This is a genomic window from Micromonospora sp. NPDC048843, assembly GCF_040649965.1.
GTDB lineage: Bacteria > Actinomycetota > Actinomycetes > Mycobacteriales > Micromonosporaceae > Micromonospora > Micromonospora hortensis.
The window spans coordinates 42,879-55,909 of sequence record NZ_JBEZGJ010000007.1; the positions used below are offsets into that span (position 1 = coordinate 42,879).

At 71.1% G+C, this 13,031-nt stretch carries 9 protein-coding genes, 1 tRNA gene and 1 pseudogene; 4 read left to right on the top strand and 7 right to left on the bottom strand.

Annotated features, from left to right (window positions below; genetic code table 11):
- The first annotated feature begins 19 nt into the window (after positions 1-19).
- The gene (locus AB0C20_RS03305) at positions 20-661 is read left to right on the top strand and encodes a DsbA family oxidoreductase (RefSeq protein WP_357567202.1); all 642 of its coding nucleotides are present in this window, start codon (positions 20-22) and stop codon (positions 659-661) included.
- Between the two features lie 74 nt (positions 662-735).
- On the opposite strand, the gene AB0C20_RS03310 is transcribed toward AB0C20_RS03305, so the two are convergent.
- The 5 genes and pseudogenes from AB0C20_RS03310 to AB0C20_RS03330 form a co-directional block, all read right to left on the bottom strand.
- A complete protein-coding gene (locus AB0C20_RS03310; RefSeq protein ID WP_357567204.1) occupies positions 736-1,284 on the bottom strand; it encodes a YbaK/EbsC family protein in 549 nt (182 codons plus the stop codon).
- A gap of 95 nt (positions 1,285-1,379) precedes the next feature.
- Positions 1,380-1,574, bottom strand: coding sequence for a hypothetical protein (locus AB0C20_RS03315; RefSeq protein ID WP_030331904.1), 195 nt, complete (start codon positions 1,572-1,574; stop codon positions 1,380-1,382).
- A gap of 257 nt (positions 1,575-1,831) precedes the next feature.
- Complete coding sequence (locus AB0C20_RS03320) at positions 1,832-2,485, bottom strand: GAP family protein (protein WP_357178754.1); 654 nt, start codon at positions 2,483-2,485, stop codon at positions 1,832-1,834.
- A gap of 51 nt (positions 2,486-2,536) precedes the next feature.
- Positions 2,537-3,925 carry an MFS transporter gene (locus AB0C20_RS03325; protein WP_357178751.1) on the bottom strand — a complete coding sequence of 463 codons (1,389 nt, stop codon included), beginning with the start codon at positions 3,923-3,925 and terminating at the stop codon, positions 2,537-2,539.
- A 59-nt stretch (positions 3,926-3,984) separates the two neighbouring features.
- Positions 3,985-4,301, bottom strand: a pseudogene (locus tag AB0C20_RS03330) (hypothetical protein).
- Positions 4,302-4,463: 162 nt separating this feature from the next.
- Here AB0C20_RS03330 and AB0C20_RS03335 point away from each other — a divergent pair.
- On the top strand, positions 4,464-8,906 hold the full coding sequence (locus AB0C20_RS03335; protein WP_357567222.1) for an HAD-IC family P-type ATPase: 4,443 nt from the start codon (positions 4,464-4,466) through the stop codon (positions 8,904-8,906).
- Between the two features lie 579 nt (positions 8,907-9,485).
- Here AB0C20_RS03335 and AB0C20_RS03340 read toward each other — a convergent pair.
- Complete coding sequence (locus AB0C20_RS03340; protein WP_357178747.1) at positions 9,486-10,697, bottom strand: DUF418 domain-containing protein; 1,212 nt, start codon at positions 10,695-10,697, stop codon at positions 9,486-9,488.
- 111 nt (positions 10,698-10,808) lie between these two features.
- On the opposite strand from AB0C20_RS03340, the gene AB0C20_RS03345 reads away from it, so the two are divergent.
- Together AB0C20_RS03345 and AB0C20_RS03350 are read left to right on the top strand one after the other, a co-directional pair.
- Entirely contained in the window at positions 10,809-11,567 is a 759-nt protein-coding gene (locus AB0C20_RS03345; protein WP_357178744.1) for a TetR/AcrR family transcriptional regulator C-terminal domain-containing protein, read from the top strand.
- A 301-nt stretch (positions 11,568-11,868) separates the two neighbouring features.
- The gene (locus AB0C20_RS03350; protein WP_357567206.1) at positions 11,869-12,732 is read left to right on the top strand and encodes an alpha/beta hydrolase; all 864 of its coding nucleotides are present in this window, start codon (positions 11,869-11,871) and stop codon (positions 12,730-12,732) included.
- 209 nt (positions 12,733-12,941) lie between these two features.
- Here the strand turns inward: AB0C20_RS03350 and AB0C20_RS03355 are convergent.
- Positions 12,942-13,017 (bottom strand) — tRNA-Ala (locus AB0C20_RS03355).
- Between the last annotated feature and the right edge of the window lie 14 nt (positions 13,018-13,031).

A 13,031-nucleotide genomic window follows, 5' to 3' on the forward strand; every position in this document is an offset into this window, starting at 1 on the left:
AGTGAGGTTGCCACCGATCATGGAGATCGAGATCTACGCGGACGTCATCTGCCCGTGGTGCTACATCGGCAAGCGCCGCCTGGACGAGGCCCTCGCCAGTTACGAGGGCGAGGTGACGGTCCGCTACCGGCCGTTCCAGCTCGACCCGTCGCCGGTGCCGCAGCCCCTGCCACTGGTGCAGGCGCTGGCCGGCAAGTTCGGCGGCCCGGAGCGCGCCCGGCAGATGGTCGACCACGTGACCCAGGTCGCCGCGGCCGATGGGCTGCGGCTCGACTACGACCGCGCGGTGATCGCCAACACCTTCGACGCGCACCGGCTGGTCTCCTGGGCGACCGACCAGGGCAGGGCGGCCGAGATGGTGGAGGCGCTCTACCAGGCGCACTTCAACAACGGGGTCGACGTCGGCTCGCGGGAGGCTCTGGCCGCCCTGGCCGGTGAGATCGGTCTCGACGCGGCCGACGCGCGCCGGTTCCTCGACTCCGACGAGCGCGTCTCCGACGTCGCCGCCGGTCTGGCCGCCGCCCGGGATCTGGGCATCACCAGCGTGCCGACCTTCGTGCTGGCCGGGAAGTACGCGGTCTCCGGCGCGCAGGAGGTGCAGACGTTGCTCGCCGCGTTCACCGAGGTCGAGCAGCGCGAGTCCGCAGCGCACTCACACTGAGTCACCGACGACCGGGCGTCCGGCATCGATGATCACGATGTTTCACGTGCAACAACATCGATGCCGATGCCTGGTCAGGCCGGCCTGGCCAGCCCTTCCACCACCTGGGCTCCCGGCAGCGCGCCCAGCGCCGGCCCCGGCAGCGCTATCTTGCTGTGCCGTACGCCGGACCCGACGATCACGTGCGGTGTGGCGATGACCCGCGCGTCCACAAGGATCGGCCACTGCGCCGGCAGCCCGATCGGGGTGATGCCGCCGTACTCCATGCCGGTCAACTCGACAGCGTCGTCCATCGGCGCGAAGCTCGCCTTGCGGACGTCCAACGCCCGGCGGGCCACCCCGTTCACGTCGGCCCGGGTGGTGGCCAGGATGATGCAGGCCGCGTAGCGGACCACGCCCTCACGCTTGCCCGCCACCACTACACAGTTGGCCGACACGTCCAACCCCACCTCGTACGCCGCGCAGAACGCCGCGGTGTCGGCGAGGTCGGCGTCGATCGGCGCGACCAGCACATCGTTGACGTCCACCGGCGCGTCGGCCGGCCACTGGGCGATTGCCTCGGCGACCGGCGGGGCGAGCAGATCCAGGCGGGCGCGGGCCGGTTCGGTCTTCAGCGTTCCCATCACGGGTGCGATCCTCGCATCCGCGACGCTGAACCGCCCAGCGGCTCCCCGGCCCCCCGGCGACGCCACCGGCCCGGGCCGGATCGATCCGGCGCTCAACTGCCCGCGAGGAACGCGTTGTCGCGCATGAAGGAGCGGTCGCGGGCAGCCGCCAGCTCCTCCTCGCGCTGGGCCTTGGCCCGTTGCAGCTCCAGATCCTCGAACGCGTGCCGGACACCCAGCCGGATCACGCCGTAGAGGAAGACGAAGCCGAAGACGTAGAGGATCACAGTGGTGACGACAGCGAACATGGCGTCACGGTAAGACGAACGTGAACCGTTGTTGCTCTCATTTCCGCCCGGTTCCCCCGTACGTGTCGGCCAGGTGGTCGGCGGCGGGCGGCTGGCGGCTGGCGGCCGCTGATCCCGTCGTCGCGCAATCGGCCCAGCACCGCACGGCCCAGATTGCCGGACGCCCCGGTGACCAGGACCCTCATCTCGTCCTCCCACTCGCTCGATCTGACCTTGACGAAACGGCGTGGCATCCCGTGACGGGGTTGGGCGGCGGCTCACCCCGACCGGATCAGGTCCACCACTGTGAGCAGCGCGAAGAACGCGATCACGATCTCGTTGACGATCCAGGCGTGCCCTTCGGCCCACTCCCGCATCCGGGTCAGCACCCGCGAGGCCCTGCTCCCCAGCAGCAGCAACGCCAGCAGAGGCAGCGCGAGCAGGAGCACTGTGAGCAGCACGAACGGCACCAGGTGCCACCACGGCAGATCATGTCGGGCCACGCTCGCCCCGACGGTGGCCATGGTCAGGTCGTCGGTCGGCGTCGCCACGAAGAGCAGCGCACCCAACCGCAGCGCCCGCGACGGACCGGCATGCTCGATGCTCCCCAGCCAGCGCGGCGGCCCGGAGCGGTCCCGGCGAACCCAGATCAGCACGGCCAGGCACACCAGCAGCGCCAGCACCACCAGGTCGATGGCGGGGCCGCGATCGACCTTCCCGGCGACGGCGCTGGCGTCGGCGGCCACCCCACCCACCAGCTTGGTCAACAACCAGGCCACCGTCACCCCGGCGGCGACCACCAGCCCCGCACCGGCGAGGAAGCCCAGCGACGCCGCCCGGGGCCGATCCGACGACGCCAGGAAGACCGCCACCACCAACTGCGTTCCGGCGACCATGACCACGGCGAGCGGCAGAATGGTCAGGAGGTTCATCGCCCGCCATCCTTCCGGCACGAGCGGGTGGGACGCGGCCGAATCCACGGATCACCCGGCCGGTCGCGCACCCCCGCCCACCACGACCCGGCCGGCCAGCAGCGCCCCGAGCAGCGCCAGGCCTGCGGCCACCACCAACGTCGTCGCGTAGCTGGCCGGGCCGGGCGCACTTCCGGTCGCCAACACGGCCCCGGTCAGCGCGAGCACCGTCGCCGCGAAGAGGGAGTCGCTCAGTTGCAGTGACGAGCTGTTGCGGCCCTGCTCACCCGGTGCGGACAGCTCCAAGGTGAGCACCGACAACGACGGATAGAGCAGCCCCATGCCCAGACCCGCGATCGCCCAACCGAGCACGGCGACGGTCACCGGAAGCTCGGGCCGGACGGCCAGCGCCACAGTGACGGTGCCGACCGTGATGCAGGTCAGCCCGGCCCGCGGCAGGCTGGCCCGCGACGCCGGCACCGGGATCCGGCCCTGCAACCAGGAGCCCGCCGACCACGCCAGCGCGCCGACGGTGAGGACCAGACCGGCCGCCGTCGGCGACAGGCCCCGTTCCCGGGAGAGCATGAGCGGGATGACCACCTCAGCGCCGACGAAGGCCGCCGACGCCAGACCACGCAGCCCCACCACTGTGGGCAACCCGCGCGCGGCCCGGAGGAACCCGGCCGGCAGCAGTCGCGGGGCACAGACCAGCAGGCCGACCACGGCGAGCGCGACAAGACCCAGAGCTGTGACACCGCGCTGCTGTCCCCCGATGTGCAGCAGTGCGGCACTCACAGCGGCCCCGCACGCCCAACCGATCCGCGCCACCGCACCCGTCGGCGGGCGCGTTGTCGCACTTCGGCCCAGCGACCGCAGGCCGGGGTGGATCAGCAGCACCGCCGGCACTGCCACCGCCGGCACCGCCAGGAAGACCCACCGCCAGCCCAGGTACTGCACGATCAGGCCGGCGACCGCCGGCCCGACCAGCGACGGTACGACCCACGCCGCCGCGAACGCCGCGAAGATCCGCCGGTGCAGCTCCTGCGGGTACGCCTGCCCGACGATCACATAGAGCGCCACCGAGAGCAGCCCGGAGCCGAAACCCTGCACGACCCGCCCGACGACCAGCGCGCTCATCACGGGGGCGGTCCCGGCGATCAGCAACCCGACCACGAACCAGGCGACGCCGTGCCACATCGGCCCTTTTGGACCCCGCGCGTCGCACCAGATGCCGGAAACCACCATGGCCAGCACACCGGTGGCGAACGGACCGCCGAACGCGATCCCGTAGAGCGCCAACCCGTCCAGGCTGCGCGCGACGGTCGGCATCGCCGTACCGACCGCCAACGCCTCGAACGCGAGGAGTGAGATCAGCGCGACACTGCCCACCGTCATCGCGCGCAGCCGCGGTGCGAAGAGGCCCGGTGCGGCGGGTGTGGCGGTGACGGCTGTGCTCGGCATCGACCGAGCATGCGACCTCAACCCTGATTCATGTCAACCGTCCGGTGACCTGGCTCTCGTCAGGCGTCCTGCAGCGCCTCCCCGACACCGCGCACCAGGCCGGAAAAATGCTGGTCTGCCAGCAGGTGACCGGCGGTGATCACCACAGCGATCGGCCACTCGATGACCTGTAGCGCGGCGAGCACCCCGAGCCCGGCGTAGTAGGCGACCTTGTCCGGTGGTGGCACCGCCACCTCACCCAGCATCGGCAGTTGCACCCGCCGGTTGTACATCGTGACGTTCTCCCGTGAACCGTTGAGATGTCGCGTCAGCGTGCTCATGCCGGCCTCCCCATGTCCGGTGATGGTCGTCGGGTTCCACGGCCCATCCCGTCCATGCGCCAGCGACTGCGGAAAATTCCGCCACTCAGGGGGCATAACGGATGGCAGGTCGGGAAGCCAGGCCGCCGGACGTGAGTGCGGTGGGAGGACGACATGGCCAAGGTCAGGACGAGCGGCAACAGGGAGCCGGGCTGGCGCCCGTCCAGCCGTACGCCTCGATGACGGCGGCGGGTCGCGCTGCCGGCCGCATCCTGCCGTCCTTCGGCGTGCCGCACCTGGTCGGCGAGGCGTCCCGGTCGGTCGGTTCGGCAGCGGTCCGGCTGGCGCGGACAGCCGGGCTGACGCGCCGTCGGGTCTGGTCCCGACCGGGCCGGCACCACATCGAGGTGCACGGTGTCTGCCAAGACGGTGGGAACCGGCTGGCCCGTCAGGTGGAGGGCGCGCTGGAGCAGATGCCCGGGGTGGCCTGGGCCCGGGTCAACGCACCCTCCGGCCGGGTGGTGGTAGCCGTCCAGACCCCCGAGCCGACGCTGCGCGACCTGATCGCCACCATCGACCGCGTCGAGCGGACCTGCGACCACGAACCCGACCCGGAGATCCCGCCGCCGCACCCACCCGAGGAGGGGCCGCGCACCCCGCGCACCCTCGGCGCGCTCGCCTCGGACGCCCTGGGCCTGACCATCTCGGCGGCCACCCGGATCCTCCCGTTCGCGCCGCTGCCCGGCGAGGTGGCTGGCCTGCTCTCCGCAGTGGATCTTCAGCCGAAGCTGCACGAGTTCATCGGCAGACGGCTGCGCTCCGACCCGCGCGCCGACATTCTGTTTCCGCTGGCCGAGGCGGTGGTGCAGGGCTTGACCGGCCGCTGGACGGGCATCGTCCTGGACGGCGCCCAACGGGTCGTGCAGTGGGGTGAGGATCGGGCCCAACTCTCCGCCTGGGAGAAGGCCGAGCCACGGCTGACCGGCGATGCCGAACGGGCCACCGCCCGCTGGCCGGTGGTCGAACGTCCGCGGCCAAAGCCGGACGGCCCGGTCGAGCGGTACATCAACCGCATGCTCGCCGCCGGTGCGGCCGCCGGTGCGGCGGCGGTGCCGTTCGCCGGGCCGAAGCGGGCCACCGCGCTGGGCCTGTCCGCGCTGCCGAAGGCGCCGGGCAGCGGCCGCGAGGGGTACGCGGCTCAGCTCGGTCGGATGCTGGCGCGGCGTGGTGTGATCGCGATGGACCGGAGTGTGCTGCGCGAACTGGACCGGATCGACACGCTCGTGCTCGACGCCGCCGTGCTCGGCTCGGACCGGGGCGTCCTGGCCGATCTGGCGCCGGCGTCAGACGCGGACGTCGACCAGGTGGCCGAGCGGGCCTTCGCGTTGTTCGACCCGGACGACCCGTCCGCTTCCCGTACGGCGGACGGCTGGCGGCTCGGGCCGCTGGACCGGATGCCGGCGAACGACTCGGACATCCCGGACGCTGCCCGGCTGCGCTCCGCTGGCGGCCAACTCCTCGGTCTCACCCACGGCGACCGGCTCGCCGCCCTGTTGCGGGTCGAGCCGGAACCCGCGCCGGGCGTCGACGGCCTGCCCTCCGCCGCCCGACATGCCGGCCTGCGGCTGGTCGTCGCCGGCGGCGACGAGCAGCGGTACGGCTTCGCCGACGCGATGCTCCCCGGCGGGGACCAGTTGGCCGAGTCGGTACGCGCGTTGCAGCGCGACGGCGCCGTGGTGATGCTGGTTTCCGCGGACCGGAAGGCACTCGGCGCGTCCGACTGCGGTCTCGGGTTCGCCGCGCCGGAGGAACTGCCGCCGTGGGGCGCGCACCTGCTGGTCGGTGCCGACCTGCGGGTGGTGGCGCTGGTGATCGAGGCGACCGGGGTGGCCCGGCGCACGGCCCAGCAGAACATCCGACTGGCCATGGCCGGCACCGGTCTCGGGGCGCTTGGCGCGTTCACCGCCCCGCCGACCCAGCTGCCGCACCGGGCGCTCGTCGCGGTCAACGGCGCGGCCGGGCTGGCCTTCGCCAACGGGGTCTGGCAGGCCCGCCGGTTGCACGACCAGTCGGACACCCCGGCGCCCGTGGCAACCGCCTGGCACCTGATGCCGGTCGGCACCGTGCTCGACCACCTGCGCTCCACCCCGGACGGCCTGGCCAGCGCCGAGGCGCAGCGCCGACGCCACAGTTCCGGTGACAACGGCGGCGCCGCACCCGGAAGTGGTGGGTTGCTGCGTGCCTTCGTGGACGAGTTGTCCAACCCGCTCACGCCGGTGCTGGCCGCCGGGGCGGTGCTCTCCGCGTCGTTCGGCTCACTTGTCGACGCCGCGCTGGTGGGAAGCGTGGTCGGTGGGTCCGCCCTGATCGGGGCGGTGCACGAGCGCAACACGGAGAGGTCGCTGGCGGAGCTGCTGTCGCGGTCGGCGGTGACCGCCCGGGTCCGCCGGGACGGTGCCGAGCAGGTTCTCGCCGCCGAAGACCTGGTCCTCGGGGACGTCATCGCCCTCGAACCGGGCGACTCGGTGCCCGCCGACTGCCGGGTGCTCGAGTCGGTGGGCCTGGAGGCCGACGAGTCGTCGCTGACCGGTGAGTCGCTGCCGGTCGCCAAGTCCAACCGACCGGTGGTCGCCGCGGCCATCGCCGACCGACACTCGATGCTCTACGAGGGCACCACAGTCGCCGCCGGGCACGGCACCGCAGTGGTGGTGGCGACCGGCAACGACACCGAGGCCGGGCGCAGCCTGGCGTTGGTGCGGCAGGCACCCCCCACCAGTGGGGTGGAGGCTCGGCTCGGCGCGTTGACCAGCGCCGCCATCCCGTTGGCGGCCGGTTCCGCTGTGGCGGTGGCCGGCGCGGGCCTGCTTCGAGGCGTACCCCTTGCCGAAACGGCGGCGACCGCCGCGAACCTCGCCGTGGCGTCCGTGCCGGAGGGGCTGCCGTTCCTGGTCAGCGCGGCGCAGCTGGCCGCGGCCCGGCGGCTGGCCGAGCACGGCGCGTTGGTCCGCAACCCGCGCACCATCGAGGCGCTGGGCCGGGTGGACGTGCTCTGCTTCGACAAGACCGGCACCCTCACCGAGGGCAAGCTGCTGCTGGCCGGGGTCGGCGACAGCGTCGGCGACCGGTACGCCCCGCTGGACCGGTTGGACGACCGACTCCGGATGACGCTGGCCGCGGCGCTGCGGGCCACCCCGGCCGCGAAGAATCCGGAGGAGTTGGCGTTGCAGACCGACCGGGCGGTCCGGCGGGGCGCCGGTGAGGCCGGGGTGGTGGAGCAGACCGGTGCCGCCGGGTGGCGGGCCGCCGGAGGGCTGCCGTTCGAGCCGTCCCGCGGCTACCACGCCAGTATCGGGCAGACCGACGGTCACCTGCTGTTGAGCGTCAAGGGTGCTCCGGAGACGGTGCTGCCGCGCTGTTCGTCCCGACGCATGGACGGTCGCCAGGAACCGCTGGACGACGCCGGCCGCGCGGAGCTGGAGCGGATGCTCGCCGACCGGGCCGGTGCGGGAAACCGGATCCTCGCCGTCGCGGAGTGCCCGGTGAACGACCCGAAGGTGACCGACTCCGACGTTCGAGGGCTGACCTTCGTGGGTTTCCTGGCCCTCGCTGACGGTGTCCGGGAGAGCGCAGCCCCTGCGGTACGCCGGATCCGGCAGGCCGGCGTGCACACCATCATGATTACTGGTGATCACCCGGCCACCGCGGAGGCCATCGCCGCCACCATCAGTGAACACGACGAACAGCGGGTGGTCACCGCCGCTGAACTCGACCAACTCGACGACGACGCGCTCGCCGAGCGGTTGGCCAACACCGACGTGGTGGCCCGCTGCACCCCTGCACACAAGGTGCGGATCATCCAGGCGTTGCAGAAGTGCGGGCGGACCGTGGCGATGACCGGCGACGGCGCCAACGACGCCCCGGCGATCCGGCTTGCCGACGTCGGCATCGCCCTCGGTCAACGGGGCACCCCGGCCGCCCGCGCCGCAGCCGACCTGGTGGTCACCGACGACCGGCTGGAAACCATCATCGCCACCCTGATCGAAGGGCGGGCCATGTGGTCGTCGGTGCGGCACGCGCTCAGCATCCTGGTCGGCGGCAACCTCGGCGAGATCGCGTTCAGTGTGCTCACCGCTGCCGCGACCGGCCGCTCCGCGCTCACCGGACGACAACTCCTGCTTGTCAACCTGCTCACCGACCTGGCGCCGGCGCTGGCCATCGCAGTCCGGCCACCCGCGTCGGACCGCACCGACGCGCTGCTCCGGGAGGGCCCGGACACGGCGCTCGGCGAGAGCCTCACCAGGGAGATCGGGCTGCGGGCGGCAGCCACCACGCTGGGCGCGACAGCAGGCTGGACGTTGGCCCGCTACACCGGACGCCGTCAACGGGCCGGCACCGTCGCCCTGGTCTCCCTGGTCGGCACCCAACTCGGGCAGACCATCCTGGCCGGCGGCACCAGCCCGGCCGTGCTGGCCTCCACTGCGGCGTCACTGGGAGTCCTGGTAGTGGTGGTGCAGACCCCCGGGGTGAGCCAGTTCTTCGGCTGCACCCCGCTCGGGCCGGTGGGCTGGACCATCGGGGCCGGGTCGGCGCTCGGCGCGACCTTCGCCAACGGCGCGCTCACCAAGCTTGTGGAACGTCTCCCGGAGGCCCACCCCAAGGCCGCCGGCGGCTCCGAAGGTTGACTGGCGGCGTTCGCAGCGAAGTGCGTGATGTCCCTGAGTCATCATGATGCCCCTGAGTCATCACGCTGACCGCAACGGGATCGCCCCGACCGGCAGCGCCATCACCGCCCAGGACAACCTCATTGATTTCGATGGCTAACCTGACGCCATGCCGTCGTTCTTGGCCAACGGGACTCGTCCAAAGGGTCTGGCCATCCCTTCCGCTGTCGCTGCTGCTGCCGTGCAGCTTGCTGATACTGATAGGCATCACCGATGACCGCCAGCCGCCCCCACCGGCCGGCGTACTGATGCCAGCGACGGTGGTCGCGGTGGAACCGGCCCACGGCGCCCAGGGCGCCTACGTGCAGGTACGTGTCGTCACCGCCGACGGACCGACCACCTGCGGTATCTACGCGCACTCGTTCCCCGACCGGCAGCTTCCGCCGCTGCACCAGCAACTGACCATCGACTACACCCCGGCCAGATGCATGCCGAAGCCAGTCAACACCGAGATGCCCCGAGGCGTGATCGTCGCCATGGGCGCCATTGGACTGGCGGCGTCGCTCTTCTGGCTTTGGGCCGGTCCCCGCTTCCGGCGGCTCAACCGCAGTCGATTCCTCGGGGCCGGTAGGTCAGGCGGCGCAGGACGATCTCGGCGGGTCCGGGCTGCTTGCGCTTGTCGAGCTGGCGGGCGATCAGGACGGTGGCCAGCCAGACGGCCACCGCGATGAGCAGACCGGTCACCGTGGGGCTGCCGAACCGGTCGCCGAGGGCGAGCGTGAAGGGCGCAAGGAGAACGAGCCAGGCCACCGACTGGAACAGGTATCCCGACAGGGACCGCTGACCGAGGGCGGCGAGAGCGCCGACGACGGTGCCGGATCGGCTGACCCGCAGGGCTATCAGGCCGAAGACGGCCACGTAACCCGGTCCGGCGAACATGCCGCTCGCCCCATGCAGCAGCATCATCAGGCTGGCGGCTGATTCGTCGACGTGCAGCCATCCGGCACCGACCAGGGCTGCCGGTAGGCCTCCGGCGACGGCGACGCCGAGACCGATGACTGCGGTCCAGGTGAGCAGGGCCCGGTGCCGAGCCGGCTCTTCGAGGATCCGGCGCCTGGCTGCCCACATGCCCAGCCAGGCGATCATGATGAAGGGCAGGACGGTCAGCGTGTGCGCCGGCCACTCGCCGAGGCGTTCCAGCATGGCCGCGACGTAACCGGGCGCGGCGAGGGAGTCGACGTGGCCCGACGGCAGCGGCGCCGACCCACCCGACCCTCCGAGGATGCCGCTCACCACCATGGCGCCGATGGCCAGCACCTCGACCGCCGACAGCGCCCAGAGCACCAGCGCTATGCGGTGGAACCTGTCGCTGCGGCGCAGCAGCAACACTGTCATCAGGATCCCGACGATCCCGTACGCGCCGAGGAAGTCCCCGTAGTACAGCAACGCGGCGTGCACGAAGCCGAACACGACGAGCCAGAAGTTGCGGCGCAACAGCACGGAGCGGACCTGCCTCGGGGTGGCTCCGGAGGCGTCCTGGCGGCGGGCGAGCTGGACCAGCCCGTAGCCGAACATCACGGCGAAGACCGGATAGCCGCGCGCATGGACGAGTTCGAAGAGCAGAAAGTTGAGGCCGCGGTCAACGCCTTCCGGCGTGGCGTCGAGGCCGGGCTCCCCGGCGAAGACGACTCCGGCGACGTTGGCCAGCGCGATGATCAGCAGCATCGCTCCCCGGGCCAGGTCCGGCGCGAGGGCACGCTCGGCGCGCAGCACCGGCCCTCTCGAAGTCCGCGGTGCGGTGTCAATGCTCATGGACGTCCCTCCCCGTGACTCAACTATAGTTTCAGAGAGAAAGTATCAGCCGTACACTAATGCTGTCTGTCATGATGTGGACGTAACCTTCCGGGGCGAACGTGGGAGCCCATGACCAGCGACGATTTCGTTCCGGCGCCACTGCGCCGGCTGTGGGGGATGTCGGAGTCGTCGCGCCTCGGACGGCCCGCGTCCCTCGACGTCAACGTGGTCGTCGCCGCTGCGGTGAAGATCGCCGACCGGGACGGGCTCGACGGCGTGACGCTTCCCAAGGTCGCCACGAGCCTCGGCTTCACGAGCATGTCGCTCTACCGGCACGTCGGCTCCAAGGACGAACTGCTCACACTCATGGCCGACGCCGCCTTGGGCCCACCGCCGAACATCGACGCCCCTGAGTGGCGAGGAGGGCTGCGCCGTTGGGCCTTCGCGCACCGCGCGGTGCTTCAGCGTCGGCCGTGGTTGACGCGCGTGCCCGTCGCCGGACCGCCCTCCGGGCCGCACCAGATCGCCTGGATGGAGGCCGCGCTGGCGATCATGTCCGACACCCTCCTCGACTGGGCGCACAAGATCGGCGCGATGTCACTGATCAGCGGCTACGTGGTTCAGTCGGTGCGGCAACACAGCGAACTCGCCGACGGCAGGGCTGAAGGCCAGGGCCAGGCCGACGCCGAACGCGACTACGGCCGGGCGCTGGCGCGACTCGTCAACCCCGACCGCTTCCCCGAGACAGCCCGGCTGTTCGCCTCGACACTGTTCGAGGCGCCGCCGTCCGACACTCCCGACGAGGCGATCGCCGACGCGGACTTCTCACTCGGGCTGGAGTTGATCCTCGACGGCGTCGCCGTCCGCGTCGCGCGCTCCGACCCCTGAGTACGGATGGCTGTACTTACCTGCCTTTGGTTTGGCATGCACGGCGCTGAGGTACTTCGATGTACCACAGCGCCGCAGGGAAGGGACGGAACCCTCATGCCGAGGATCACCGTCAGTCGCGCCCTGGACGCTAGTGGCCTTGTGCGCCGTATGAAGATTGAGATTGATGGGCAAGTCGTGGCACGCCTGAGGCGTGGAGCCGTCGCTTCCCCCTCAAGCCCATCCCCCCTGTGAGTCCGCACAGCGTGGAACGGGCCTGCTTCCCGGTGTCAATGCTTGAGGTGGTGGCATGGTGCTTCCGATGATCCTGGTGCAGGATGCAGCGGTGAGGTCGATCTATCGGACTCCTGCGGGCAGGGACAGCATGCGTCAGTGGTGCGAGGAACAGCTGAGTGCCTGGCCGGTCCAACACGATCGACACGTGATTCGCGTCCAAGGCGAGGACACGCACGTCGTTACCGCTGGCGCAGGCCCGGTCACGGTCGTATTCGTCGGTGGAGACCGCTTCAGCACGGCCGCCTACCTGCCGTTGCTCACAGCCTTGACTAAGCGGTACCGGGTGGTCGCTGCTGACGTTCCGGGCCAGCCTGGATTGAGTTCCGGTGAAGCGGATGCCGCCGGTGGCCGGCTCACGTGGTACGGCTCATGGCTGGGAGAGGTCATTGAGGAAACCAGCGTCGGGCCGGTCGTGGTGTTCGGGCATTCGTTCGGCGGCGCTGTCGCGCTTACGGCAGATCATTCGCGGATTCACGGCAAGGTCGCCGTGGCTCCGGGAGGGCTGTGCCGACTCAGGGTCACTCCCCGTGTGTTGTTGGCGTTCCTGAGCTGGCTGGTGCGGCCACGGGCTGCTTCGAGCCTTCGTCTGCTGCGAATCCTGTCTGCTCCCGGCCGAGAGCCCCGCACCGACCTCGTGGAGTGGATGACGTTGGTCGCCCGACACGCCCGTCCGGTGAGTTCCGATGACCTCGTACCGGCGGTGGCGCGCACGATGCCGGTCGTGATCGCAAGCGGAGACCAGGACGTATTCCTGCCGCCGAACCGACTGCGTTCAGGCGCACAACAGCGGCTCCATGTTGACCCTGACATTATTTCCGCCGCCGGCCACTTGGTCACCGATGAGCATCCCGATCAGCTCGCCGCGCTGGTCGGCCGGCTAGTCGACTAACGCTCAAACACTCTCGCGGCGCGGTAGGCGCTTCCGGTGAGGGCGTCGGCTGCCGCCTGGGCGTCGTTCGCGGCTACCCAGAAACCGCCGGGCTGCTTTCGGCAGGCGCAGAGTTTCTGTGGCCATGTCCCGCTGGCGAGGGTTCGCCACGCTGCCTCAGCGTTGACCGGATTCTCGGGCAGGAGGGACGGTATCAACCGGGAAAGTGCTGGTGGAGCCCAGGGGACTCGAACCCCTAACCCCTGCCTTGCAAAGGCAGTGCTCTGCCAGTTGAGCTAGGGCCCCGCGGGTGGCCTTGG

Bases quoted from the DNA above. Each gene is read 5' to 3' on its own strand.
- AB0C20_RS03305 (WP_357567202.1), top strand. From the start codon at position 20: ATGGAGATCGAGATCTACGCGGACGTCATCTGCCCGTGGTGCTACATC.
- AB0C20_RS03310 (WP_357567204.1), bottom strand. From the start codon at position 1,284: ATGGGAACGCTGAAGACCGAACCGGCCCGCGCCCGCCTGGATCTGCTC.
- AB0C20_RS03315 (WP_030331904.1), bottom strand. From the start codon at position 1,574: ATGTTCGCTGTCGTCACCACTGTGATCCTCTACGTCTTCGGCTTCGTC.
- AB0C20_RS03320 (WP_357178754.1), bottom strand. From the start codon at position 2,485: ATGAACCTCCTGACCATTCTGCCGCTCGCCGTGGTCATGGTCGCCGGA.
- AB0C20_RS03325 (WP_357178751.1), bottom strand. From the start codon at position 3,925: ATGCCGAGCACAGCCGTCACCGCCACACCCGCCGCACCGGGCCTCTTC.
- AB0C20_RS03335 (WP_357567222.1), top strand. From the start codon at position 4,464: ATGACGGCGGCGGGTCGCGCTGCCGGCCGCATCCTGCCGTCCTTCGGC.
- AB0C20_RS03340 (WP_357178747.1), bottom strand. From the start codon at position 10,697: ATGAGCATTGACACCGCACCGCGGACTTCGAGAGGGCCGGTGCTGCGC.
- AB0C20_RS03345 (WP_357178744.1), top strand. From the start codon at position 10,809: ATGACCAGCGACGATTTCGTTCCGGCGCCACTGCGCCGGCTGTGGGGG.
- AB0C20_RS03350 (WP_357567206.1), top strand. From the start codon at position 11,869: ATGATCCTGGTGCAGGATGCAGCGGTGAGGTCGATCTATCGGACTCCT.